Below are 20,183 nucleotides of genomic sequence, written 5' to 3' on the forward strand. Positions count from 1 at the left end.
ATGCCTAGCCTCAAGGACCTCAAGAACCGGATCTCCTCGGTCAAATCGACCCGGAAGATCACCAAGGCCATGCAGATGGTGGCCGCCGCGAAACTGCGGCGGGCACAGGATGCTGCCGAACAGTCGCGGCCCTATACCGAGCGCTTCAACGAGGTGCTCGGTTCGCTGGCGGCCTCCGTCGGCGATAGCCCGACCGCGCCGAAACTGCTCTCGGGCACCGGCAAGGACGACGTGCATCTGCTCGTCGTCATGACCTCCGAACGCGGCCTCTGCGGCGGCTTCAACACGAATATCGTGAAGCTCGCCAAGACCCGTATCGCCGAGCTGAAGGCGGCCGGAAAGACGGTGAAGATCCTCACCGTCGGCAAGAAAGGCCGTGAGCAGCTCAAGCGCGAATACGCCGATCTGTTCGTCGGTCACGTCGATCTGTCCGAGGTGAAAAAGCTCGGCTACGCGGATGCGCAGGGCGTCGCCAAGGACATCCTGACCCGTTTCGACGCGGGCGAGTTCGACGTGGCGACGCTGTACTACAGCGTGTTCCAGTCGGTGATCAGCCAGGTCCCGACCGCGCAGCAGATCATCCCGGCCAGCTACGACGCTCCCGAGGGCGAGGAGGGCGCAACCGCGCTCTACGATTACGAGCCCGACGAAGAGCGTATCCTGGCGGACCTGCTGCCCCGTGGTGTCGCAACCCAGATCTTCTCGGCTCTGCTGGAGAACGCCGCCTCGGAACAGGGCGCGCGGATGAGCGCCATGGACAACGCCACGCGCAACGCGGGCGAGATGATCGACAAGCTGACCATCGAATACAACCGTTCGCGTCAGGCGGTCATCACCAACGAACTGATCGAAATCATCTCGGGCGCCGAGGCGCTCTAAGAACCGGAGACGATAAATGGCAAACGCAAAAGGCAAAGTGACCCAGGTCATCGGCGCCGTGGTCGACGTGAAGTTCGACGACCACCTCCCCGAGATTCTGAACGCTCTGACCACCGAAAACGACGGCAAGAAACTGGTTCTTGAAGTTGCTCAGCACCTTGGTGAAAGCACCGTCCGTACCATCGCGATGGACTCGACCGAAGGTCTGGTGCGCGGCCAGGACGTGATCGACACCGACGGCCCGATCTCGGTGCCGGTCGGCAACGCCACCCTGGGCCGCATCCTGAACGTCGTGGGCGAGCCCGTGGACGAGCAGGGCCCGGTCGAGGCGCAGGAAACCCGCGCCATCCACCAGCCCGCGCCCGAGTTCGACGAGCAGGCCACCGATACCGAGATCCTCGTGACCGGCATCAAGGTGATCGACCTTCTCGCGCCCTATTCCAAAGGCGGCAAGATCGGCCTCTTCGGCGGCGCCGGCGTGGGCAAGACCGTTCTCATCATGGAACTGATCAACAACATCGCAAAGGTGCACTCGGGCTTCTCCGTGTTCGCCGGTGTTGGCGAGCGGACCCGTGAGGGCAACGACCTTTACCACGAGATGATCGAATCCAACGTCATCAAGCCCGACAACCTGTCGGAGAGCCAGGTGGCGCTTGTTTACGGTCAGATGAACGAGCCTCCGGGGGCCCGTGCCCGCGTCGCGCTGACCGGCCTGACGCTCGCCGAGCAGTTCCGTGACCAGTCCGGCACCGACGTTCTGTTCTTCGTCGACAACATCTTCCGTTTCACGCAGGCGGGCTCCGAGGTGTCGGCGCTTCTCGGCCGTATTCCTTCGGCTGTGGGCTACCAGCCGACGCTGGCCACCGACATGGGCGCGATGCAGGAACGCATCACCTCGACCAAGAACGGCTCGATCACCTCGATCCAGGCCGTGTACGTGCCCGCGGACGACCTTACCGACCCGGCGCCGGCCACGACCTTTGCCCACCTCGACGCGACCACGGTTCTCAACCGTGCGATCTCGGAACTCGGCATCTACCCGGCCGTGGACCCGCTGGACTCCAACAGCCGGATCCTCGACCCGCAGGTTGTCGGCGAAGAGCATTATCAGGTGGCCCGCGACGTGCAGGGGATCCTCCAGCGCTACAAGTCGCTTCAGGACATCATCGCGATCCTCGGCATGGACGAACTGTCGGAAGAGGACAAGCTGACCGTGGCCCGTGCCCGGAAGATCCAGCGTTTCCTCTCCCAGCCCTTCGACGTGGCGAAAGTGTTCACCGGCTCCGACGGGGTGCAGGTGCCGCTGGAAGACACGATCAAGTCGTTCAAGGCCGTGGTTGCCGGTGAGTACGATCACCTGCCCGAGGCTGCCTTCTACATGGTTGGCGGCATCGACGAGGTGCTTGCCAAGGCCGAGAAGCTGGCCGCGGAAGCCGCGTAAGCCATTGGGGACGGATCCCGGGCTCTTCCGGGATCCTCTCGCCGCAGACGCAGAGGCCCCGGGCCAGGCCCGGGGCAGGTGATAGAGAGAAGAGGCCCAAATGGCTGAAACGATGCAATTCGATCTGGTGAGCCCCGAGCGCAGCCTGATGTCGGCGCAGGTCACCGCGGTGTCGATCCCCGGGACCGAAGGCGACATGACGGCGATGCCGAACCACGCACCGACGATCACCACGCTGCGTCCGGGTATCCTCAAGGTCGAGACCGAGAAAGGCGCCGAGTCCTTCGTCGTCACCGGCGGGTTCGCCGAGATCGGCGAAAAGCTGACGATCCTGGCCGAAAAGGCCGTGCCGCATGCGGATATGGATCAGGCGACCTATGAGGCGCTGGTGAAGGAAGCCGAGGCCGCTTACAAAGAGGTCAAGGACGCCTATTTCGAGAACGAGCCGGGCATTGTCGACGAGGCGGCCAAGCTGCTTCAGGACATGGTGGCCGTCGGCACCCATATCGGGCTCGACCCGATGTCGCCGAACTTCTGAGCGACCGGACCCGTTTGCGAAAGGCCCCGCTTTGGCGGGGCTTTTTTGTTGCCGGTCGGCATCGGTGTTCATGCCGGCGAGACCCTTTTGGGCATTCTCTGGGAGTTTTTGCGGGATATTTTCCGCCTCAGGCTTCGTATAATTCTTGACGCGAATAAGGGCTCTCGCCCATATTTATCATGTATTTTGGGGCACTTGACGATATGTGGCGTATTGCGTTTTTCTCTTTGTTTCTGATTTCATCCGCTTGCGATTTTGTGAATTCCGAACTCTATGAGCCCGACGGGTTCGCCGGGCCTACGCTGAATGAGCGTCTTCCTGCGGTGACCCCGGTACAGAGGGCGGATCGCTATCTGCTCGGGTTGGCGATCCTGGGGCCCGTTACCCTGGAAACCAGCGCCAACGGCACAGATACCCGAAACACGATTTCCCAGATCAACAGCAGCTACGCAGCGCTGTCCGATCTCTACGCGGCAGAGAAAGCTTGCGCCGATCCTTTGGCGTGTCAGCTCAGCCAGCCGGCCAACAGCGTCTATTCTTTCGAGACGGTCAGCTACGATGTGCAGAAACGCTATTATCGCCTGGCAAAGACGCTGGTGGTCAATCTGGATCTCGAGGAAACCGTCAGCGACATAGCGAATTTGGATCTTGCCGCGCTGTTGAAGCTCGTCGAGCGGGCGCGGGAGATGGTTCCCGCCGTTCGCCGCGGCGCCGCGACATATCGCGACGCGATATTCATCTATGCGACGGGCGTGAGTGAAAGTTGCACAGTCTCCTACACCGCCGCCGGCAAGGAGATTCCCGATGCTTGTCGAAATCTGGAAACCGCCCTCACGGATCTCTACAAGACCGGCCGCCCCTATACCTTGCCGGAGACCGGCGAGCGCCGTCTGCGAAAAATTCTGGCACTTGCTCAGGAGGCCGCCACAAAAAGCGCATGGGAGCTCGGAGACGACCGGAGACGCGCCCTGGTCTTTCATCTGGACAAGGCCTGCGACGTGGCGTTCGAGCTACAGACCGTCGGCGACGATCCCGCCGGGCAGGCAGATGCATGCGGCCAGACGGCAAAGCCCGGGGCGGTCAGCAAGGCTCGGGGCGAACTGCTCGGGCAATTCGGCAGCTAAGGTGGCTGCGCCGGATTGTCGCCCGGCACGTTTCCTTTCCTCCCGCTTTCGAAGATACTGCCCGGACGGCGACGAAAGAGAGACGGGCAGATGAAGAAAGTGCAGGCCTCGCAGGTCGGAATCGATCAGGGCAACGAAGAGCTGTTTTCGGAATTCGCCAATGGCGGTGAGATGTGGACGGGCTCGGGGGCGCGCGAACGGCGCAAGACCGTGACCTTCTCCGAGGCGTTCAAGGCACCGCCCGCCGTGCATGCGGGCCTGTCGCTCTGGGACATGGATCAGGGCGCCAATGTGCGCGCCGATATCCAGACCGACAATGTCACCGAGACCTCCTTTGAACTGGTGTTCCGCACCTGGTCGGATACGCGGGTGGCGCGGGTGCGCATGTCGTGGATCGCCATCGGCGAGATCCGCGGCGAGGACGACTGGGAATTGTACTGACGCCCGCCCGGGGGGCTTTTGTCGCCGGTCTTAAGGAAATGGTGAGATCCCGCTGCCAGAACATGGCTGGCAAGCAGGGGAATCGACCACGTGACACAGCTGTTCAAAACGGTTTCCGGCAAGTTGTTGCTGGCCACCGGTGCGGCGATCGCAACCATCGTTTTGGGCTACTCGGCCTATAGCGGCTGGCATGTCTCGCAGAGCGTCGACCGGCAGGTGATGGAGCTGGCCACGGAAAAGGCCGGGCAGGTCGCGCAAAAGGTTGCGGTCGAGGTTACCCAGGCCACCGCCGCCGGTGCCGCGCTCAGCGGCGGTCTGGCGGGCTATCTGGCTACGGGCGAGGCCACGCGCTCGGATATCATCGCGATGATCGGCGGGGTTCCGGCGCAATATGACACCCTGTTCGGCGCCTGGATGACGGGCATTCCCGGCGGCCCGACCAATACGCTGCTGACGGGCGATGGCGCGATGAACGAGGCGGGCGTCTTTACGCCCTATTGGACAAAGAGCGACAGCGGCGCCCTCAATCTTTCGACGTTTACGGTTGATACCGCTCAGCAATGGTATGCGCTGCCCCTGGAAACCGGACACAGTATCATCACCGAACCTTACCTGACCCCGACCGGCTTTCTGCTGACCTCGGTCGCCGTGCCGGTGGTGGTGAACGGTGAAACCGTTGGTATTGCCGGGGTCGATATCGGCCTGGGCGATCTCACCGCGATGATGCAGGAGATGCGTGCCTTCGACGGTGGGCTGGTGCAGCTGGTGGACAGCGGTGGCAAATGGCTGGCCAATCCCGATCCCGCCGATCTGACGCAGGCCTATGACGAACCGGGGGCCGACCGCGTGACGGCGGCGCTAGCGGATGATACGCCACGGGTGATCCGCGACATGCCGGGCGGCGGGGTGCGGCTGATCTACCCGTTCACCGCGCCGGGCATGAATCGCACCTGGGCAGCCATTCTCGATGTGCCGGCCGAGGTCTTTACGGCGCCGGTTCGCCGCGAGGTTACCGCCACGGTGGTCAGCGGTGCGCTGACCCTGATCATGGCGCTGGCGACGATCTACATGACTGCGACCGCGCTGGTGCGGCGCCCGCTCGGGCGCATGCTGGCGGCGGTGAACGGACTGGCGGAGGGCGTCTATGACACTCCGGTACAGGGGGCCGACCGCAGCGACGAGATTGGCGCGATGGCGGCCTCGGTGGAATCGCTGCGGATGAGCCTACTGGAGAAAAAGACGCTCGAACAGGCTCAGGAGCACGCGCAGGCCGAGCAGGCGCGGGTGGTGGAACGGCTTGCCACGGGGCTCAAGGCGCTGGCCGCGGGCAATCTCGATGCCGAGATCCGGCAACGCTTCACCGATGGCTACGAACAGTTGCGCATAGATTTCAACGAAACCCTGGCGCGGCTGGCCGGGCTGATCCGCTCGATCTCCGCCTCGACCGAGGCCATCGCCGGCAGCGTGGGCGAGATCACCGGCGCCTCGACAGACCTGTCGCACCGCACCGAGCGCTCTGCCGCGACGCTGGAACAGACCGCCGCCGCCCTGCGCGAGCTGACCGATGCGGTCCGCGCCGCCGCCGATGGCGCGCGGCAGGCGGACCGGTTGGTGGCGACGGCGAATGACACGGCGCAAACCAGCTCCCGCGTGGTCGATCAGGCGGTGGCGGCAATGGGGGCGATCGAAGTCTCTTCCGGGCAGATCGGCAATATCATCAATGTGATCGACGACATCGCCTTCCAGACCAACCTGCTGGCGCTGAATGCGGGTGTCGAGGCGGCGCGCGCCGGCGAAAGCGGGCGCGGATTTGCGGTGGTCGCGTCCGAGGTGAGGGCGCTGGCACAGCGCTCCTCCGATGCCGCGCGCGAGATCGGCGCGCTGATTTCCGAGTCGGGCCGGCAGGTCACCCATGGGGTCGAGCTGGTGGATCAGGCCAATGCGGCGCTCGAGGCGATCATTGCCTCGATTGCCGATATCTCGAGCCATGTCAGCACCATTGCGCAGTCCGCCGACGAGCAGGCGACCGGCATCGAAGAGATCAACACCGCCGTGGCCGAGCTCGACCGCACCCAGCAGCAGAATGCCGCGATGTTCGAGGAAACCGCCGCGGCCTGCACCGCGCTCGACGACGAGGCGAAGGGGCTCGAGGCGTTGGTGGGGCAGTTCCAGCTGACGGATGCCACCAGGCGTCCGTCCGACGGGACCATTCCCTCAACGCAGTACCGCTCGCCGAACGCCGCCTGAGGGCGGAGGCCCAACCCGACCGGCACGCCGGGCCGACGACGCGTCCAACGAAGGGGCGGGCAGGGCATGCGGTGAGGCGGCCCGCGCATGACGCGATGCCGCCGCGTGGGCTCAGAGAATGCCTTCGTAGATCGGGCCGAGCGTGTCGGTCTCGAAGAGCGAGGACACCGACGTGCCGTTCCAGATGTTCAGGATCGCCTGGGCGAACATCGGCGCGGTGGGCACGATGCGGATATTCGGCGCTGCCGCCACTTCCTCTGTCGCGGCGATGCTGTCGGTGATCACCAGCGTTTTCATCACCGAGTTCTTGACCCGCTCGACGGCTGGGCCGGACAGCACGCCATGGGTGATATAGGCATGCACCTCGGTGGCGCCGTGATCCATCAACACCTCGGCGGCCTTGCAGAGCGTGCCGGCAGTGTCGCAGATATCGTCGACGATGATGCATTTCTTGCCGGTCACGTCGCCGATCACCGTCATCTCGGCGATCTCGCCGGGCTTTTCGCGGCGCTTGTCGACGATCGACAGCGGCACGTTGATCCGCTTGGCCAGTTCCCGCGCCCGGGACACGCCGCCGACATCGGGCGACACCACCATGACGTCCTCAAGCTCGCCGGCGAAATGTTTCTGGATGTCGAGGGCAAAGACCGGAGAGGCGTAGAGGTTGTCCACAGGGATGTCGAAGAAGCCCTGAATCTGCGCCGCGTGCAGATCCATGGTCAGCACCCGTTCGATACCGGCCTCATGGATCATGTTGGCGACCAGCTTGGCGGTGATCGGAGTGCGCGCCTTGGTGCGGCGGTCCTGACGGGCGTAGCCGAAATAGGGCATCACCGCCGTCACCCGCGCCGCCGAGCTGCGGCGCAGCGCGTCGGCCATGATCAGCAGTTCCATGAGGTTGTCGTTCGCCGGGCGCGAGGTCGATTGCAGGATGAACATGTCTTCGCCGCGAACGTTCTCGTAGACTTCGACAAAGATTTCCTGATCGTTGAAACGCTCGACGCGCGCGTCGACCAGACCGACGGACATGCCGCGATAAAGCGACATGCGTTTTGCGATGGCACTGGCGAGCGGGCGGTTGGCGTTCCCCGCGATCAGTTTGGGTTCGACGACGGTGGGCATGTGAGCAGGGCTCCGGCAGCGATTTGACAGATTCGTGACGTTGCCGGTCGCTTAGCATGCGGGTAGCGTGGCGCAAAGACACTGGCCGTAGGCAAGGATGCAATGGCACAAATAGATTACTATTTTACGGTTCTCTCCCCTTACGCTTACCTCGCGGGGCAGCGGCTGGAAGAGATTGCGGCGCGTCACGGCGCGTCGATCACCTATAAACCGCTCGATATCATGGCGCTTTTCCCGCGCACGGGCGGGCTCGCGCCAAAGGACCGGCACCCGGCGCGGATGGAGTATCGCGCGCAGGAGCTGCCGCGCCAGGCGAAGAAGATCGGCATGCCGCTGAACCTGCGCCCGGCCTTCTGGCCGACCAATGCGGCGCCGGCCTCCTACGCGATCATCGCGGCGCAGGAAGCGGGCGGCGGCGATCTCGGCGGGCTTGTGCACAGCGTGCTGCGCGCGGTCTGGGTGGAGGAAAAGGACATCGCCGAGGATGACGTGGTGCAGGACTGCCTGAAAGCGGCGGGGTTCGATCCGGGCCTGACCTTCAGCGGCATGCTCGCCGGGGCAGAGACCTATGCGGCCAATCTCGAAGACGCGGTGAATGCGGGCGTGTTCGGCTCGCCCTTCTACGTGGTCGATGACGGGGCGAAGTTCTGGGGGCAGGACCGGCTCGAGGATCTCGACCTGCATCTCGCGGGCAAGCTCTGATCCCGGCGAGGCCGTTGTGCGGCGCAGCGGTGGGCAGGGGTGTCCACCGCTGCACGCTCAGAACAGCGAGAGCTGCGGATCGCCGACGCCGGCGACCTCCGCCTCATGGCGCAGCAGGAATTTCTTTACCGGCAGCCCGCCGCCAAAGCCCGTGAGCGCGCCGGAGCTGCCGATCACCCGGTGACAGGGCAGGATGACGGGCAACGGGTTGTTGCCATTGGCGGCCCCGACCGCGCGGCTGGCATTGGGCGTTCCGAGCTGTCGTGCGAGGGCGCCGTAGCTGGTGGTCTCGCCATAGGGGATCGTCGCGAGCAGGCGCCAGACGCGGTTCTGAAACGCGGTGCCCGACAGCGTCAGCGGCAGATCGAACTGCCGCAGCGTGCCGGCGAAATAAGCGTCGAGCTGCCGGCGGACCTCGGCAAAAGGTGCTTCGGAAAACGCCCATTCGGGGCGCGGGCCAAAGGCTTTGTGTCCCTCGGGAAAGCTCAGGAAATGCAGCGAGTCGTGATCCCCGGCGAGCAGCAGCGGCCCGACCGGGCTGTCGGTATGGCAGTAGTAGAGCGTGCTCATGGGGCTGCCTTGCGCAGTGCCGAGGGCGGGCGTCCGTAAAGTGCCGAGACCGAAGCGTTGAAGCGCCGCAGGCTGCCGAACCCGGCTTCGCGGGCGATCTCTGACATCGGCAGGGAGGTGTCGTTCAGCAGCCGTTTCGCCCGCTGGAGGCGTAGCGTCTGCGCCACCTGCACGGGCGAGGCGCCGAGCTGCTCGGCGAAGAGCCGCGACAGATGCCGCGCGCCGATCCCCAGCCGCGCGGCCAGCGCCTCGACTCCGCCGCTATCCAGCGCGCCCTCCTCGATCAGCCGCAGCGCGCGCTCGACCGTGGTGCGGGTGCCGTTCCAGGCGGCGCAGAAGGGCGCGGTTTCCGGGCGGCAGCGCAGGCAGGGGCGGTAGCCGGCGCGCTCGGCCGCGGCGGCGCTGGGGTAGAAGGAGACGTTTCTGGTCAGCGGCGGCTTCACCGGGCAGACCGGGCGGCAATAGATCCGCGTCGTCTTCACCGCGGTGAAGAACACCCCGTCATAGGCGGGGTCGCGGCGGAGCCGGGCAGCGTTGCATGTGTCGAAATCCAGCATGCGCCCAGAGTACCGCGCCGGAGGGCGCGAGGCGAGCCTGCGTAGAGTATGAGGTCCGAAAACGGCGAGTCCGGGTTCAGCCCTTCTGGCCGATGCGGCTTTCGCTACCGTCGCGCAGCCGGGCGATATTGCTGCGGTGGCGCCAGAAGATCAGCAGCGTGAGCGCCAGTGTCAGCGCCGTCAGGTCGTAGTCGCGCAGCATCACCATCCAGGCGGTGGACATCAGCGCCGCCACCAGCGCGCCGACGCTGGAGATCCGCGACAGCGCCGCCGCCGCCAGCCAGGTGGCGCAGCTCATCAGCCCCACCGGCCAGCTCAGCGCCAGAACCAGACCGAGGAAGGTCGCCACGCCCTTGCCGCCGCGAAAGCGCAGCCAGACCGGATAGCAATGGCCCAGAAACGCCATCAGCCCGGCGAGCTGTGCGGCATCTTCGCCCGCCAGCCAGCGCGCCAGCAGCACCGCCACCGCGCCCTTGCCGCCATCGAGGATCAGCGTGCCCGCCGCCGCCGCCTTGTTGCCGGTGCGCAGCACATTGGTGGCGCCGATATTGCCCGAGCCGATACTGCGCAGATCGCCGAGCCCCATCACTTTGCTCAGCAGCATGCCGAAGGGGATCGAGCCCAGCAGGTAGCCGATCACGGCCCAGAGGACGAGCCCGGCGGGGAGGGTGGTGATTTCGGGAAGCATCAGGCGCTCCGGTAGACTGCGGTTCCGGCGACAAAGGTCGCGATCACCTTACCCTGAAGCCGCGCGCCGTCGAAGGGGGTATTCTTGGATTTCGACTGAAGCTTGAAGCGGTCGAGAATAAAGGGCTTGTCGGCGTCGAAGAGCAGCAGGTCGGCGGGGGCGCCCTTGGCCAGCCGTCCGCAGTCGAGCCCCAGCCGTTTCGCCGGGTTCAGCGACAGCGCGCGGAACAGCGTCGGCAGGTCGAGCTCGCCGGAATGGTAGAGCCGCAGCAGCACCGGCAGCATGGTCTCCAGCCCCACCGCGCCCGAGGCGGCCTCCTCGAAGGGCAGGCGCTTGGATTCCTCGTCCTGCGGGGTGTGGAAACTGCCGATGATGTCGATAAGCCCGGTGCGCACCGCCTCCAGCACCGCCTGCCGGTCGTCCTCGGAGCGCAGCGGCGGCTTGACCTTGAAGAAGGTGCGGTAATCGGCGAGGTCCATCTCGTTCAGGGTGAGATGGTGCATCGAGGTGCCGGCGGTCACATCGAAGCCGTTCGCCTTGGCGCGCTCCAGCGCGGGCAGGGCGCGGGCGGTGGTGATCTGGTCGGCGTGGTAGCGCACGCCGGTCATCTCGACCAGCGCGATATCGCGGTCGAGCCCCATGCGCTCGGCCATGGGCGAAACCGAGGGCAGGCCGCGCAGCGAGGCGAACTTGCCGGAGGTCGCGGCGCCGCCCTTCGACAGGCCCGGCTCCTGCGGATGGGCCATGATCAGCGCGCCGAGCGAGCGGGCATAGGTCATGGCGCGCGACAGCACCTTGGTGTCGGTCACCACGCGGTCGCAATCGGTGAAGGCCACGGCGCCGGCGTCGAGCAGAAAGCCCAGCTCGGTCATCTCGCGGCCCTCGCGCCCCTTGGTGAGCGCGGCCATGGGCAGCACGTTCACCGGCGAGTCGTCCTCGGCACGGTCGCGGATGAATTCCAGCACTTCCGGCGTGTCGATGGCGGGCGTGGTGTCGGGGCGGGTGACCATGGTGGTGACCCCGCCCGCCGCCGCGGCGAGCCCGGCGGTCTTGTAGCTTTCCTTGTGCCGCTCGCCCGGCTCGCCGACCTTGACGCCGATATCGACGATGCCTGGCGCAAGAAAGGCGCCGCCGGCGTCGATCACCTCGGCGCCGGTGACCTCGGGCGCGGGCGTGTCGAAGCGCTCGGCGATGCGCCCGCCGTCGAGCAGCAGGGCACCGTCGGAGATGCTGCCGGCGTCGGGGTCGATCAGGCGGGCATGGGTGATGAGCGTTGCGGTCATGGGCGTGGCGGTCCCTGTCGAAGATCTCGGTCGGCGGCGCGGGTCGTCCCTGCGGGGCTGGAGTATTTGAAGAAAGATGAAAGGGGAAGGGTCATTCTCGGGCCGGGCGGGCCGCGTCGATCCTGGCGATGGTGGCCTGCGGGTCGGCCTGGAACTTGATGAGATGCTTGTCGCCGCCCGTGGTGATGAGCTGCACGGCGGAGCCGATCTTGCGCAGCTTTGCCAGATCGGTGAGCGCCACGTAGCGCATCGCTGGGCCCTTGAGCCCCTCTGTCGTCAGCTCCCAGACATGGCCGAGCTCTTCATCCATGAGATACCAGCCGCGCAGCGCCACGGCGGCGAGCCCGCCCACGGCGCCCGTCCAGACATGTGGCGTGCCGGTGAGCCAGAGCACGATCATCGCCCCAGGCATGGCGAGCAGCGCCAGGGTGATGTGGCTCTGGATATAGATGGCGCGGTCGGGGGCGAAGACCGTGGTGGTCGTCATGACATGGCCCGCGAGAGTGCCGCCAGCACCAGCAGGACCAGCACCGCGAGCCCGATCAGCGCCAGCATCAGCAGGCGGCGCCTGGGCGTGGCCCGCGCCGGGGCGCCGCTGATCGTGCCGGCGGCGGATTTGCTGCGCAGCGCCGGGCCGCGCGGGCGGGCGGTCTCTTCGTGAAAGCTCGCGACCCAGCGCAGCGGGCTGGCGACGCTCAGCTCCTGGCTGACATGGTCGAAGGCCTGGCTCGGCAGGACCACCACATGGCCGCGCAGCGCGTCGATGCGCGGCGCCATCTGGCGGAAATCCTCGCCCGAGAGCTGATAGGCCTCGGCGAGATAGGCCGAGAGCGACATGCTGCCGAGATCGCGGATCGCCACCACATCGACAAAGGCCGGGCGCAGGCGGCTGGCGCCGAGCGCGTATTGCAGGGGGTATTCGCCGGTGCCGGCCTGGGTGGTGAAGCGCTCCACGGCCTCGGGCGGCAGATCGAGGTGGAAGAGCCGCACCACGCCGCTTTCCGAGCCGTTGATCTGCATCGCCGTCATGCCGAGAGCTCCGTCGGGCGGGCGCGCAGGTTGCGGGCGAGCAGATCCATCGCCGCCATGCGCACCGCCACGCCCATCTCGACCTGCTCCTGGATCACCGAGCGGTTGATGTCGTCGGCCAGCGTGCCGTCGATCTCGACACCCCGGTTCATCGGGCCGGGATGCATGACGATGGCGTCGGGCTTGGCGACGCTCAGCTTCTCCGCGTCGAGCCCCCAGCGGTGGTAATATTCCCGCTCGGAGGGGATGAAGCCGCCATCCATGCGCTCCTTCTGGAGCCGCAGCATCATCACCACGTCGGCGTCTTCGAGCCCTTCGCGCATGTCGTCGTAGATCTCGACGCCGAAGGCCTCCATGCCCGGCGGCATCAGCGTGGCGGGGCCGACGAGGCGGATGCGGTTTTCCATCTTGTGCAGCAGCAGGATGTTGGAGCGGGCCACGCGGGAATGGGCGATGTCGCCGCAGATCGCGATATTGAGCCGGTGCAGCCGGCCCTTGGCACGGCGGATGGTGAGCGCGTCGAGCAGCGCCTGGGTCGGGTGCTCGTGGCGCCCGTCGCCGGCATTGATCACCGCGCAGTGCACCTTCTGCGCCAGCAGATCGACGGCGCCGGAATGCGGGTGGCGGACCACCAGAAGATCCGGATGCATGGCATTCAGCGTCAGCGCCGTGTCGATCAGCGTCTCGCCCTTTTTGATCGAGCTGGCCTGCATCGCCATGTTCATCACATCGGCGCCGAGCCGCTTGCCGGCGATCTCGAAGCTCGACTGGGTGCGGGTCGAGTTTTCGAAGAACATATTGATCTGGGTGAGGCCCGAGAGCACGCTGGAATGCTTTTCGCGGCTGCGCGACAGCGTCACGTACTGGTCGGCGAGGTCGAGCAGCGTGGTGATCTCATCGGGGCGCAGAGGCTCGATGCCGAGCAGGTGGCGCTGATCGAAACGCATGTGAGGCTCCCTGGAAAACTGCGCCGGTTATAGGGAGCGGGCGGGGGTGGGACAAGTGGCTGCCATGCCCGTCGGGCGGCGGGCTGCCGCCGGTGGTCTGTCTCTGCTCGCGGGGATTCGAACAAAGAACGCGCGGGCAGGGATTTCCGCGGCGTCGCGGCGGGGGTAGGATGGCGCTCATGGATTCGGGAATGGACTGGCACTGGGCGCGCGCGGCGCTGGACTGGCAGCTCGAGCTGGGCGCCGACGAGGCGATCGGCGAGCGCCCGGTGGACCGTTTTGCCGCCGAGGCGGAGGCGCAGGCGGCGCGGGCCGCCGATCTGCCGGCGACCCCGGCGCGCGCAGCGCCGCCGCCCGTGGCGCAGGAGACCGGCCCGGACCCGGTCGTCATCGCGCGCAAGGCGGCAGAGGCTGCCAGCTCGCTCGACGAGCTGCGCCACGCGATGGAGGCCTTCGAGCATTGCGAGCTGAAGCGCGGCGCGCGGCAACTGGTGTTTTCCGACGGCGCGGCGCGCGGGCGGGTGATGATCGTCGGCGAGGCGCCGGGCCGCGACGAGGACCGGCAGGGCAAGCCCTTTGTCGGGCGCGCCGGGCAGCTGCTCGACCGGATGCTCGGCGCCGTGGGCCTGTCGCGGCAGGACAGCGTCTATATCACCAATGTGCTGCCCTGGCGGCCACCGCAGAACCGCGATCCCAAGCCCGACGAGATCGCGATGATGAAACCCTTCCTGTCGCGTCATATCGCGCTGGTCGATCCGGATCTGCTGGTGATCATGGGCAATATCTCCTGCGACGCGCTGCTGGGCCGGCGCGGCATCACCCGGCTGCGTGGCAACTGGGCGGAGGCCGAGGGTCGTCCGGCGCTGCCGATGTTCCACCCGGCCTATCTGCTGCGCCAGCCGCGCATGAAGCGCGAGGCCTGGGCGGATATGCTGGAGCTGTCGGCGAAGCTGAAGGCCATCGGCTGACGCGACGCCCGCGACCACGCGCCTCTGGTCTTTGCTGCCGGTATCGCAGAGGATCGGAACGCGCGGCGCGTTGAGCAACCGTGCCTGCCCGTGACCGACCCATCCCCGTGAGAGGCCCATGTCCCGTATCGACGACAGCAAGGAATTCATCCCCGTCCGCATCGCCGTTCTGACGGTGAGCGACAGCCGCACGCTCGCCGATGACCGCTCCGGCGACACGCTGGTGCAGCGGCTAACCGATGCCGGCCACACCCTTGCCGCCCGCGCCATCACCACCGACGATCGGGCGCTGATCGCCTCACAATTGCGTGACTGGATCGCCGACAAAGAGATCGACGTCATTCTGTCGACGGGGGGCACCGGGCTCACCGGCCGCGACGTCACGGTGGAGGCGCATCGCGATGTCTATGAAAAGGAGATCGAGGCGTTTGCCACGGTCTTCACCCTGATTTCCATGAAGAAAATCGGCACGAGCGCGGTTCAGAGCCGTGCCACCGGCGGGGTTGCGGGCGGCACGTATCTGTTTGCGCTGCCCGGCAGCACCGGTGCCTGCAAGGATGCCTGGGACGAAATCCTGTGCTTCCAGCTCGATTATCGCCATGGTCCCTGCAATTTTGTCGAAATTTTTCCGCGTCTCGACGAACACAAGCGGCGGAAATAGCGCCGGCCTGCGTATCATGCCGGTGGAGTTCAGGCTTCGCGGACACATATGCTAAACTGAATTGGGTGCCACCCAGTCTTTCGGGAAGATAGGTATGCGCTTTCTCCGTCAGAGCCTTATGGGGCTCTTTTTGCTTTCCCTGACTTTGGGGCTGCTGGTCTATGCCGGCACGCTGGTGCGTGACGCGGTGCAGGCGCGTCTGAACGACACGCCGAACATGCCCGAGGCGCGCGAACGGGTGTTTGCCGTCAATGTCACGCCCGCCGCCTTCGAGACGGTGACCCCGGTGCTGACCGCTTTCGGCGAGGTGCAGAGCAGTCGCACGCTGGAGCTGCGCAGCGCCGTCGAGGGCACGCTGGTGGATCTGGCGCCGGAGTTCGTCGAGGGCGGAAGGGTGAGCGAAGGCCAGCTTCTGGCGCGGATCGACCCGGCGGATATGCAATCGGAATTCGACCGTGCCGAAAGCGCGCTGCTCGATGCCGAGGCAGAGCTGCGCGAGGCGCGCCGCGCCGTTGGGCTGGAAGAGGACGCGCTGGGCGCCGCCGAGGAACAGGCGGCGCTGCGTCAGCGCGCCTTCGAGCGGCAGCAGAACCTCGCGGACCGCAATGTCGGCACCGCTGCGGCGGTCGAAGAGGCGGAGCTTGCCGCCTCCTCGGCGCGGCAGGCCGTTGTGACGCGGCGCCAGTCAGTGGCGCAGGCGGAGGCGCGGGTGGATCAGGCCGAGACCAGCCTCGCCCGGGCCCGCATTGCGCGGGCCGAGGCGCAGCGCCGGCTCGACGAGACCGAGATCCGCGCCGAATTCGCCGCCCAGCTCAGCGATGTGAGCGTGGTGGCCGGGCGCCGGGTGTCGTCGAACGAACAGCTTGCGGTTCTGGTGGATCCGGATGCGCTCGAGGTGGCCTTTCGCGTCTCCACCCAGCAATACGCGCGTCTTTTGGACGAGCAGGGCCGGCTGCGCGCCGCGCCGGTGCAGGCCAGTCTCGATCTCTACGGCACCAACCTGACCGCCACCGGTACGCTCTCGCGCGAGGGGGCGTCGGTGGGCGAGGGGCAGACCGGTCGCCAGCTTTATGCAAGGCTCGACCGTGCGCCGGGGTTCAAGCCGGGCGATTTCGTCACCGTCGAGATCACCGAGGCGCCGCTTGAGCGGGTGGTGCGCCTGCCCGCCACGGCGCTCGACGCCGCCGGTGCGGTGCTGGTGGTTGATGCCGAGGACCGGCTGGAGAGCATTCCGGTCACGCTGCTGCGCCGGCAGGGCGATGACGTTCTGGTGCGCGGCGACGCGCTGGAGGGGCGCGAGGTGGTGATGGAGCGCACGCCGCTGCTGGGCGCGGGCATCAAGGTGCGTCCGCTGCGGCAGGGCGCTGCCGCAGCCGCCCCCGCCGCGCTGCCCGATCTGGTCGAGCTGACCGAGGATCACCGCGCCCGTCTCGTGGCGATGGTCGAGGGCAACAGCCGCATGCCCGACGATGCCAAGGAGCGCATCCTCGCGCAGCTCTCGCAGGAGCGGGTGCCGGCGCAGGTCATCCAGCGTATCGAAGCCCGGATGGGGGGCTGATTTATGCGGCAGATCCCCGGCCAGGCCAGCGGCATCCTGAGTTACTTCACCCGCCACCCGACCGTCGCCAACCTGCTGCTGGTCATGCTTCTGGCCTCCGGCCTGCTGGCGGCGCCGAACATGCGCGCGCAGTTCTTTCCCGATGTCATCGACGACGACGTGACCGTCTCGGTGCGCTGGGACGGCGCGGGCGCGGGGGATGTGGATTCCGGCATCGTGCAGGTGATGGAGCCCACGCTGCTGGCGGTCGAGGGGGTGGTGAACTCCGAGAGCCGCTCGACCGAGGGCAGCGCCCGCATCGAGCTCGAATTCGAGCCGGGCTACGACATGATGAAGGCGGTCGATGATGTCGAGTCGGCGGTGGATTCGATCACCACTTTGCCCGAGGATGCCGACGATCCGACGATCCGCAGCGGCGGCTGGCGCGACCGGGTCACCGATGTGGTGATCACCGGGCCCGTGGCGCCGGATCAGCTCGGGCGCTTTGCCGACGAGTTCATCGTCCGGCTCTTTGCCGAGGGCGTCACCCGCACCACGATCCGCGGGCTTGCCGCGCCACAGGTCATCGTCGAGGTGCCTTCGCGCAATCTCATCGCCCATGACGTGACCATGCAGGAGATCTCCGAGGCCATCGCCGGCGAGGTCGATGCCAACCCGGCGGGCGATGTCAGCGGCGGCAGCGCGCGCGTGCGTACCGGGGTGGAAAAGCGCAGCGCCGAGGATATCTCCGCCATCGTGCTGCGTTCCGAGCAGGACGGCACCAAGCTCACCATCGGCGATGTCGCGCTTGTGCGGCTCGAAGGAATCGACCGCGAGCGGAGCTATTTCGTCGGCGACGACCCGGCGATTTCGATCCGGGTCGACCGTTCGGCCCAGGGCGACGCCATCGAGATCCAGCACCAGGTCGAGGATGTGGCGCGGGAATTCCAGGCCTCGCTGCCCGAGGGCACGCGGGTTGATCTGATCCGCACCCGGGCCGAGGCGATCACCGGGCGGCTCAACATCCTTCTGGACAATGGCGCAACCGGGCTGCTGCTGGTCGTGGTGCTGCTGTTCCTCTTTCTCAATGCGCGCACGGCGCTCTGGGTGGCGGCGGGCATCCCGACCTCCATGCTGGCGGCGCTGGCGCTGATGTATGCCTCGGGGCTGACGATCAACATGATCTCGCTTTTCGCGCTGATCATCACGCTGGGCATCGTGGTCGACGACGCCATCGTGGTGGGCGAACATGCCGATCACATGTCGCGCCACGGGCTGGGGCCGGTGGAGGCGGCGGAGACGGCGGCCAAGCGCATGGCGCTGCCGGTGTTCTCCTCGACCCTGACCACGGTGATCGCGTTTTTCGGCCTCACCGTCATTGGCGGGCGCTTCGGCGACATGATCGCCGACATTCCCTTCACGGTGATCGCGGTGCTGATGGCCTCGCTGGTCGAGTGTTTCCTGATCCTGCCCAACCACATGTCGCACGCGATTGCGGCCTCGTCGAAGCAGCACTGGTACGACATGCCCTCGCGTCTGGTGAACCGTGGCTTCCGCTGGATCCGCGAGCGTCTGTTCCGGCCCTTCATGGCCGGCGTGATCACCGCGCGCTACGTGGTTCTGGCGGGCGCGGTGCTGGCGCTGGCCAGCCAGGTCTCGCTGCTGATCAATGGCGATGTGCAATGGCGCTTTTTCAACTCGCCCGAACAGCCTTCGGTCACCGGCAATTTCGCCATGGCGCCCGGCGCCGGGCGCGAGGACACGCTGGCGCAGATGCGGCTCTTGCAGCAGACCACCGAGCAGCTCGGCGCGGAATATGAAGAGCGCTATGGCCGCAACCCGGTGGACTACGTCATCGCCGAGGTCGGCGGCAATGCCGGTTACGGGCTCGCCGGTGCCGACAGCAAGGATGCGGACCAGCTCGGCGGGATCTCCATCGAATTGATCGACGCCGACCTGCGCCCTTATTCCAGCTTTGCCTTTGTCGGCGAGTTGCAGGAGCGGGTGGAGCGTCATCCGCTGGTCGAGACCATCAGCTTTCGCGGCTGGCGGTCCGGCCCGGGCGGCGACGCGCTCGACGTGCAGTTCTACGGCGCCAGCTCCGAGACGCTGAAGGGCGCGGCGGAGGATCTCAAGACCGCCGTGTTGCGCTTCCCCGAGGTCTCGGCGGTCGAGGACAACCTCTCCTATGACAAGGAAGAGCTGGTGCTGGAGCTGACGCCGCAGGGCAAGGCGCTGGGCTTTACCATCGACGCGCTGGGCCGGGTGCTGCGCAACCGGCTGGGCGGGATCGAGGCGGCGACCTATCCCGACGGGCCACGCAGCGCGGAGATCCGGGTCGAGCTGCCGGAGAGCGAGCTGACGGCGGATTTCATGGAGCGGATGCAGATGCGCACGCCCGACGGCGCCTATGTGCCGCTCGCCGATATCGTCAGCGTGTCGCGGCAGACCGGCTTTTCCACGGTGCGGCGCGAAAACGGGCTGCGGCTGATCTCGGTCACCGGCGACATTTCCGAAGACGATGCGGAACGCGCCACCGAGATCATGCAGGCGCTGGAGCAGGAGATCCTGCCGACCATCGCCGCCGAGCGGCAGGTGGAATGGCGGATGTCGGGGCTGTCCGAGCAGGAAGACCGCTTTCTCGGCGAGGCGCGCAGCGGGCTGACGCTGGTGCTGCTGGGGATCTACCTGGTGCTGGCCTGGGTCTTTGCGAGCTGGACGCGGCCGCTGGTGGTGATGTCGATCATCCCCTTCGGCCTGGTGGGCACGATCTACGGCCACGCGCTCTGGGAGGTGCCGCTGTCGATGTTCACCGTGGTGGGGCTGCTGGGGATGACCGGGATCATCATCAACGATTCGATCGTGCTGGTGACGCAGATCGACGAATACGCGCCCGACCGGGGCATCTTCCGGGCGATCATCGACGGCACTGCCGACCGTCTGCGTCCGGTCTTCCTGACCACGGCGACCACGGTGCTGGGGCTGGCCCCGCTGCTCTATGAGCGCTCCTCGGACGCGCAGTTCCTCAAGCCGACGGTGATCACGCTGGTCTACGGGCTTGGGTTCGGCATGGTGCTGGTGTTGATCGTGGTGCCGGCGCTGATCGCGGTGCAGCACGATATCGCTCGCCGTGTCGCAGCGCTCCGGCGCGGCGTGCGGTTCCGGCACGGGCGGGTGCGGGCGCTGATGCTGCTGGCGCTGGCGGCGATGCTGGGCTGGCTGGGCGTGACGATGGGCTACACGGCGGTGACCGGCGCGCTGCCGGCGGTGCTGTCGCTGCCGGCGATCGCGGCGCTGCCGCCGCTGCTGGCAGCCTTCCTGCTGTTCGTCGGCGGAATGGCGCTTGGCGTGCTGGCGATCTGGGCGGTGGCTTCGGTCATCTATGCGATGCAGCGCCGGTCGGGCGCGGCCTGAGGCGCGGGCGGAGGTTTGAAAACCCACCCTACGGG

At 66.7% G+C, this 20,183-nt stretch carries 19 protein-coding genes; 11 read left to right on the forward strand and 8 right to left on the reverse strand.

Going from position 1 to position 20,183, the window contains the following annotated elements; genetic code table 11:
* From Ga0080574_RS12480 to Ga0080574_RS12505, 6 genes are all read left to right on the forward strand, one after another.
* Complete coding sequence (locus tag Ga0080574_RS12480; protein ID WP_076699540.1) at window positions 1–879, forward strand: F0F1 ATP synthase subunit gamma; 879 nt, start codon at window positions 1–3, stop codon at window positions 877–879.
* A gap of 16 nt (window positions 880–895) precedes the next feature.
* The gene (gene atpD, locus Ga0080574_RS12485; protein ID WP_076699543.1) at window positions 896–2,320 is read left to right on the forward strand and encodes a F0F1 ATP synthase subunit beta; all 1,425 of its coding nucleotides are present in this window, start codon (window positions 896–898) and stop codon (window positions 2,318–2,320) included.
* A gap of 100 nt (window positions 2,321–2,420) precedes the next feature.
* Window positions 2,421–2,858, forward strand: coding sequence for a F0F1 ATP synthase subunit epsilon (locus Ga0080574_RS12490; protein WP_076699546.1), 438 nt, complete (start codon window positions 2,421–2,423; stop codon window positions 2,856–2,858).
* 203 nt (window positions 2,859–3,061) lie between these two features.
* Window positions 3,062–3,982 (forward strand): hypothetical protein, encoded by a 921-nt coding sequence (locus tag Ga0080574_RS12495; protein WP_156876354.1) that lies wholly within the window; start codon window positions 3,062–3,064, stop codon window positions 3,980–3,982.
* Between the two features lie 90 nt (window positions 3,983–4,072).
* Window positions 4,073–4,423, forward strand: coding sequence for an H-type lectin domain-containing protein (locus Ga0080574_RS12500; protein ID WP_076699548.1), 351 nt, complete (start codon window positions 4,073–4,075; stop codon window positions 4,421–4,423).
* A 90-nt stretch (window positions 4,424–4,513) separates the two neighbouring features.
* Entirely contained in the window at window positions 4,514–6,670 is a 2,157-nt protein-coding gene (locus Ga0080574_RS12505; RefSeq protein ID WP_083716830.1) for a methyl-accepting chemotaxis protein, read from the forward strand.
* 111 nt (window positions 6,671–6,781) lie between these two features.
* Here the strand turns inward: Ga0080574_RS12505 and Ga0080574_RS12510 are convergent, their stop codons facing one another.
* Window positions 6,782–7,792 (reverse strand): ribose-phosphate pyrophosphokinase, encoded by a 1,011-nt coding sequence (locus Ga0080574_RS12510; protein ID WP_076699552.1) that lies wholly within the window; start codon window positions 7,790–7,792, stop codon window positions 6,782–6,784.
* 102 nt (window positions 7,793–7,894) lie between these two features.
* Between Ga0080574_RS12510 and Ga0080574_RS12515 the strand changes: the two genes are divergently transcribed.
* Window positions 7,895–8,494: a 2-hydroxychromene-2-carboxylate isomerase gene (locus tag Ga0080574_RS12515; protein WP_076699555.1), complete on the forward strand. Its 600-nt coding sequence runs from the start codon at window positions 7,895–7,897 to the stop codon at window positions 8,492–8,494.
* Window positions 8,495–8,551: 57 nt separating this feature from the next.
* Here the strand turns inward: Ga0080574_RS12515 and Ga0080574_RS12520 are convergent, their stop codons facing one another.
* The 7 genes from Ga0080574_RS12520 to Ga0080574_RS12550 all read right to left on the reverse strand — a co-directional run bounded on the left by Ga0080574_RS12520 (window position 8,552) and on the right by Ga0080574_RS12550 (window position 13,568).
* The gene (locus Ga0080574_RS12520) at window positions 8,552–9,064 is read right to left on the reverse strand and encodes a methylated-DNA--[protein]-cysteine S-methyltransferase (RefSeq protein ID WP_076699558.1); all 513 of its coding nucleotides are present in this window, start codon (window positions 9,062–9,064) and stop codon (window positions 8,552–8,554) included.
* Window positions 9,061–9,621 (reverse strand): bifunctional transcriptional activator/DNA repair enzyme AdaA, encoded by a 561-nt coding sequence (locus tag Ga0080574_RS12525; protein ID WP_076699561.1) that lies wholly within the window; start codon window positions 9,619–9,621, stop codon window positions 9,061–9,063. The genes Ga0080574_RS12520 and Ga0080574_RS12525 overlap by 4 nt, the downstream gene beginning before the upstream one ends.
* A 76-nt stretch (window positions 9,622–9,697) precedes the next feature.
* Window positions 9,698–10,309, reverse strand: coding sequence for a glycerol-3-phosphate 1-O-acyltransferase PlsY (gene plsY / locus Ga0080574_RS12530; RefSeq protein ID WP_076699566.1), 612 nt, complete (start codon window positions 10,307–10,309; stop codon window positions 9,698–9,700).
* Window positions 10,309–11,592 (reverse strand): dihydroorotase, encoded by a 1,284-nt coding sequence (pyrC, locus tag Ga0080574_RS12535; protein WP_076699569.1) that lies wholly within the window; start codon window positions 11,590–11,592, stop codon window positions 10,309–10,311. The genes plsY and pyrC overlap by 1 nt, the downstream gene beginning before the upstream one ends.
* 91 nt (window positions 11,593–11,683) lie before the next feature.
* A complete protein-coding gene (locus Ga0080574_RS12540) occupies window positions 11,684–12,079 on the reverse strand; it encodes a hypothetical protein (protein ID WP_076699572.1) in 396 nt (131 codons plus the stop codon).
* Window positions 12,076–12,621 carry an aspartate carbamoyltransferase catalytic subunit gene (locus Ga0080574_RS12545; protein ID WP_076699575.1) on the reverse strand — a complete coding sequence of 182 codons (546 nt, stop codon included), beginning with the start codon at window positions 12,619–12,621 and terminating at the stop codon, window positions 12,076–12,078. The genes Ga0080574_RS12540 and Ga0080574_RS12545 overlap by 4 nt, the downstream gene beginning before the upstream one ends.
* Window positions 12,618–13,568, reverse strand: a complete 951-nt coding sequence (locus Ga0080574_RS12550; RefSeq protein ID WP_076699578.1) for an aspartate carbamoyltransferase catalytic subunit — start codon at window positions 13,566–13,568, stop codon at window positions 12,618–12,620. Before Ga0080574_RS12550 ends, Ga0080574_RS12545 begins: the two co-directional genes overlap by 4 nt.
* A 179-nt stretch (window positions 13,569–13,747) precedes the next feature.
* Between Ga0080574_RS12550 and Ga0080574_RS12555 the strand changes: the two genes are divergently transcribed.
* The 4 genes from Ga0080574_RS12555 to Ga0080574_RS12570 all read left to right on the forward strand — a co-directional run bounded on the left by Ga0080574_RS12555 (window position 13,748) and on the right by Ga0080574_RS12570 (window position 20,148).
* Window positions 13,748–14,536 (forward strand): uracil-DNA glycosylase, encoded by a 789-nt coding sequence (locus Ga0080574_RS12555; RefSeq protein ID WP_076699581.1) that lies wholly within the window; start codon window positions 13,748–13,750, stop codon window positions 14,534–14,536.
* A gap of 118 nt (window positions 14,537–14,654) precedes the next feature.
* Window positions 14,655–15,197, forward strand: coding sequence for a molybdenum cofactor biosynthesis protein B (gene moaB, locus Ga0080574_RS12560; protein WP_076699584.1), 543 nt, complete (start codon window positions 14,655–14,657; stop codon window positions 15,195–15,197).
* A 94-nt stretch (window positions 15,198–15,291) separates the two neighbouring features.
* On the forward strand, window positions 15,292–16,755 hold the full coding sequence (locus Ga0080574_RS12565; RefSeq protein WP_076699587.1) for an efflux RND transporter periplasmic adaptor subunit: 1,464 nt from the start codon (window positions 15,292–15,294) through the stop codon (window positions 16,753–16,755).
* Between the two features lie 3 nt (window positions 16,756–16,758).
* The gene (locus Ga0080574_RS12570; protein WP_076699590.1) at window positions 16,759–20,148 is read left to right on the forward strand and encodes an efflux RND transporter permease subunit; all 3,390 of its coding nucleotides are present in this window, start codon (window positions 16,759–16,761) and stop codon (window positions 20,146–20,148) included.
* Window positions 20,149–20,183 lie beyond the last annotated feature (35 nt).

Source organism: Salipiger abyssi (assembly GCF_001975705.1).
GTDB lineage: Bacteria > Pseudomonadota > Alphaproteobacteria > Rhodobacterales > Rhodobacteraceae > Salipiger > Salipiger abyssi.

Excerpts from the sequence above, each read along its gene's own strand:
- plsY (WP_076699566.1), bottom strand. The coding sequence starts at position 10,309 with ATGCTTCCCGAAATCACCACCCTCCCCGCCGGGCTCGTCCTCTGGGCC.
- Ga0080574_RS12525 (WP_076699561.1), bottom strand. The coding sequence starts at position 9,621 with ATGCTGGATTTCGACACATGCAACGCTGCCCGGCTCCGCCGCGACCCC.
- Ga0080574_RS12570 (WP_076699590.1), top strand. The coding sequence starts at position 16,759 with ATGCGGCAGATCCCCGGCCAGGCCAGCGGCATCCTGAGTTACTTCACC.
- Ga0080574_RS12545 (WP_076699575.1), bottom strand. The coding sequence starts at position 12,621 with ATGACGGCGATGCAGATCAACGGCTCGGAAAGCGGCGTGGTGCGGCTC.
- Ga0080574_RS12565 (WP_076699587.1), top strand. The coding sequence starts at position 15,292 with ATGCGCTTTCTCCGTCAGAGCCTTATGGGGCTCTTTTTGCTTTCCCTG.
- atpD (WP_076699543.1), top strand. The coding sequence starts at position 896 with ATGGCAAACGCAAAAGGCAAAGTGACCCAGGTCATCGGCGCCGTGGTC.
- moaB (WP_076699584.1), top strand. The coding sequence starts at position 14,655 with ATGTCCCGTATCGACGACAGCAAGGAATTCATCCCCGTCCGCATCGCC.
- Ga0080574_RS12555 (WP_076699581.1), top strand. The coding sequence starts at position 13,748 with ATGGATTCGGGAATGGACTGGCACTGGGCGCGCGCGGCGCTGGACTGG.
- Ga0080574_RS12490 (WP_076699546.1), top strand. The coding sequence starts at position 2,421 with ATGGCTGAAACGATGCAATTCGATCTGGTGAGCCCCGAGCGCAGCCTG.
- pyrC (WP_076699569.1), bottom strand. The coding sequence starts at position 11,592 with ATGACCGCAACGCTCATCACCCATGCCCGCCTGATCGACCCCGACGCC.
- Ga0080574_RS12500 (WP_076699548.1), top strand. The coding sequence starts at position 4,073 with ATGAAGAAAGTGCAGGCCTCGCAGGTCGGAATCGATCAGGGCAACGAA.
- Ga0080574_RS12480 (WP_076699540.1), top strand. The coding sequence starts at position 1 with ATGCCTAGCCTCAAGGACCTCAAGAACCGGATCTCCTCGGTCAAATCG.
- Ga0080574_RS12510 (WP_076699552.1), bottom strand. The coding sequence starts at position 7,792 with ATGCCCACCGTCGTCGAACCCAAACTGATCGCGGGGAACGCCAACCGC.
- Ga0080574_RS12495 (WP_156876354.1), top strand. The coding sequence starts at position 3,062 with ATGTGGCGTATTGCGTTTTTCTCTTTGTTTCTGATTTCATCCGCTTGC.
- Ga0080574_RS12550 (WP_076699578.1), bottom strand. The coding sequence starts at position 13,568 with ATGCGTTTCGATCAGCGCCACCTGCTCGGCATCGAGCCTCTGCGCCCC.
- Ga0080574_RS12520 (WP_076699558.1), bottom strand. The coding sequence starts at position 9,064 with ATGAGCACGCTCTACTACTGCCATACCGACAGCCCGGTCGGGCCGCTG.
- Ga0080574_RS12515 (WP_076699555.1), top strand. The coding sequence starts at position 7,895 with ATGGCACAAATAGATTACTATTTTACGGTTCTCTCCCCTTACGCTTAC.
- Ga0080574_RS12540 (WP_076699572.1), bottom strand. The coding sequence starts at position 12,079 with ATGACGACCACCACGGTCTTCGCCCCCGACCGCGCCATCTATATCCAG.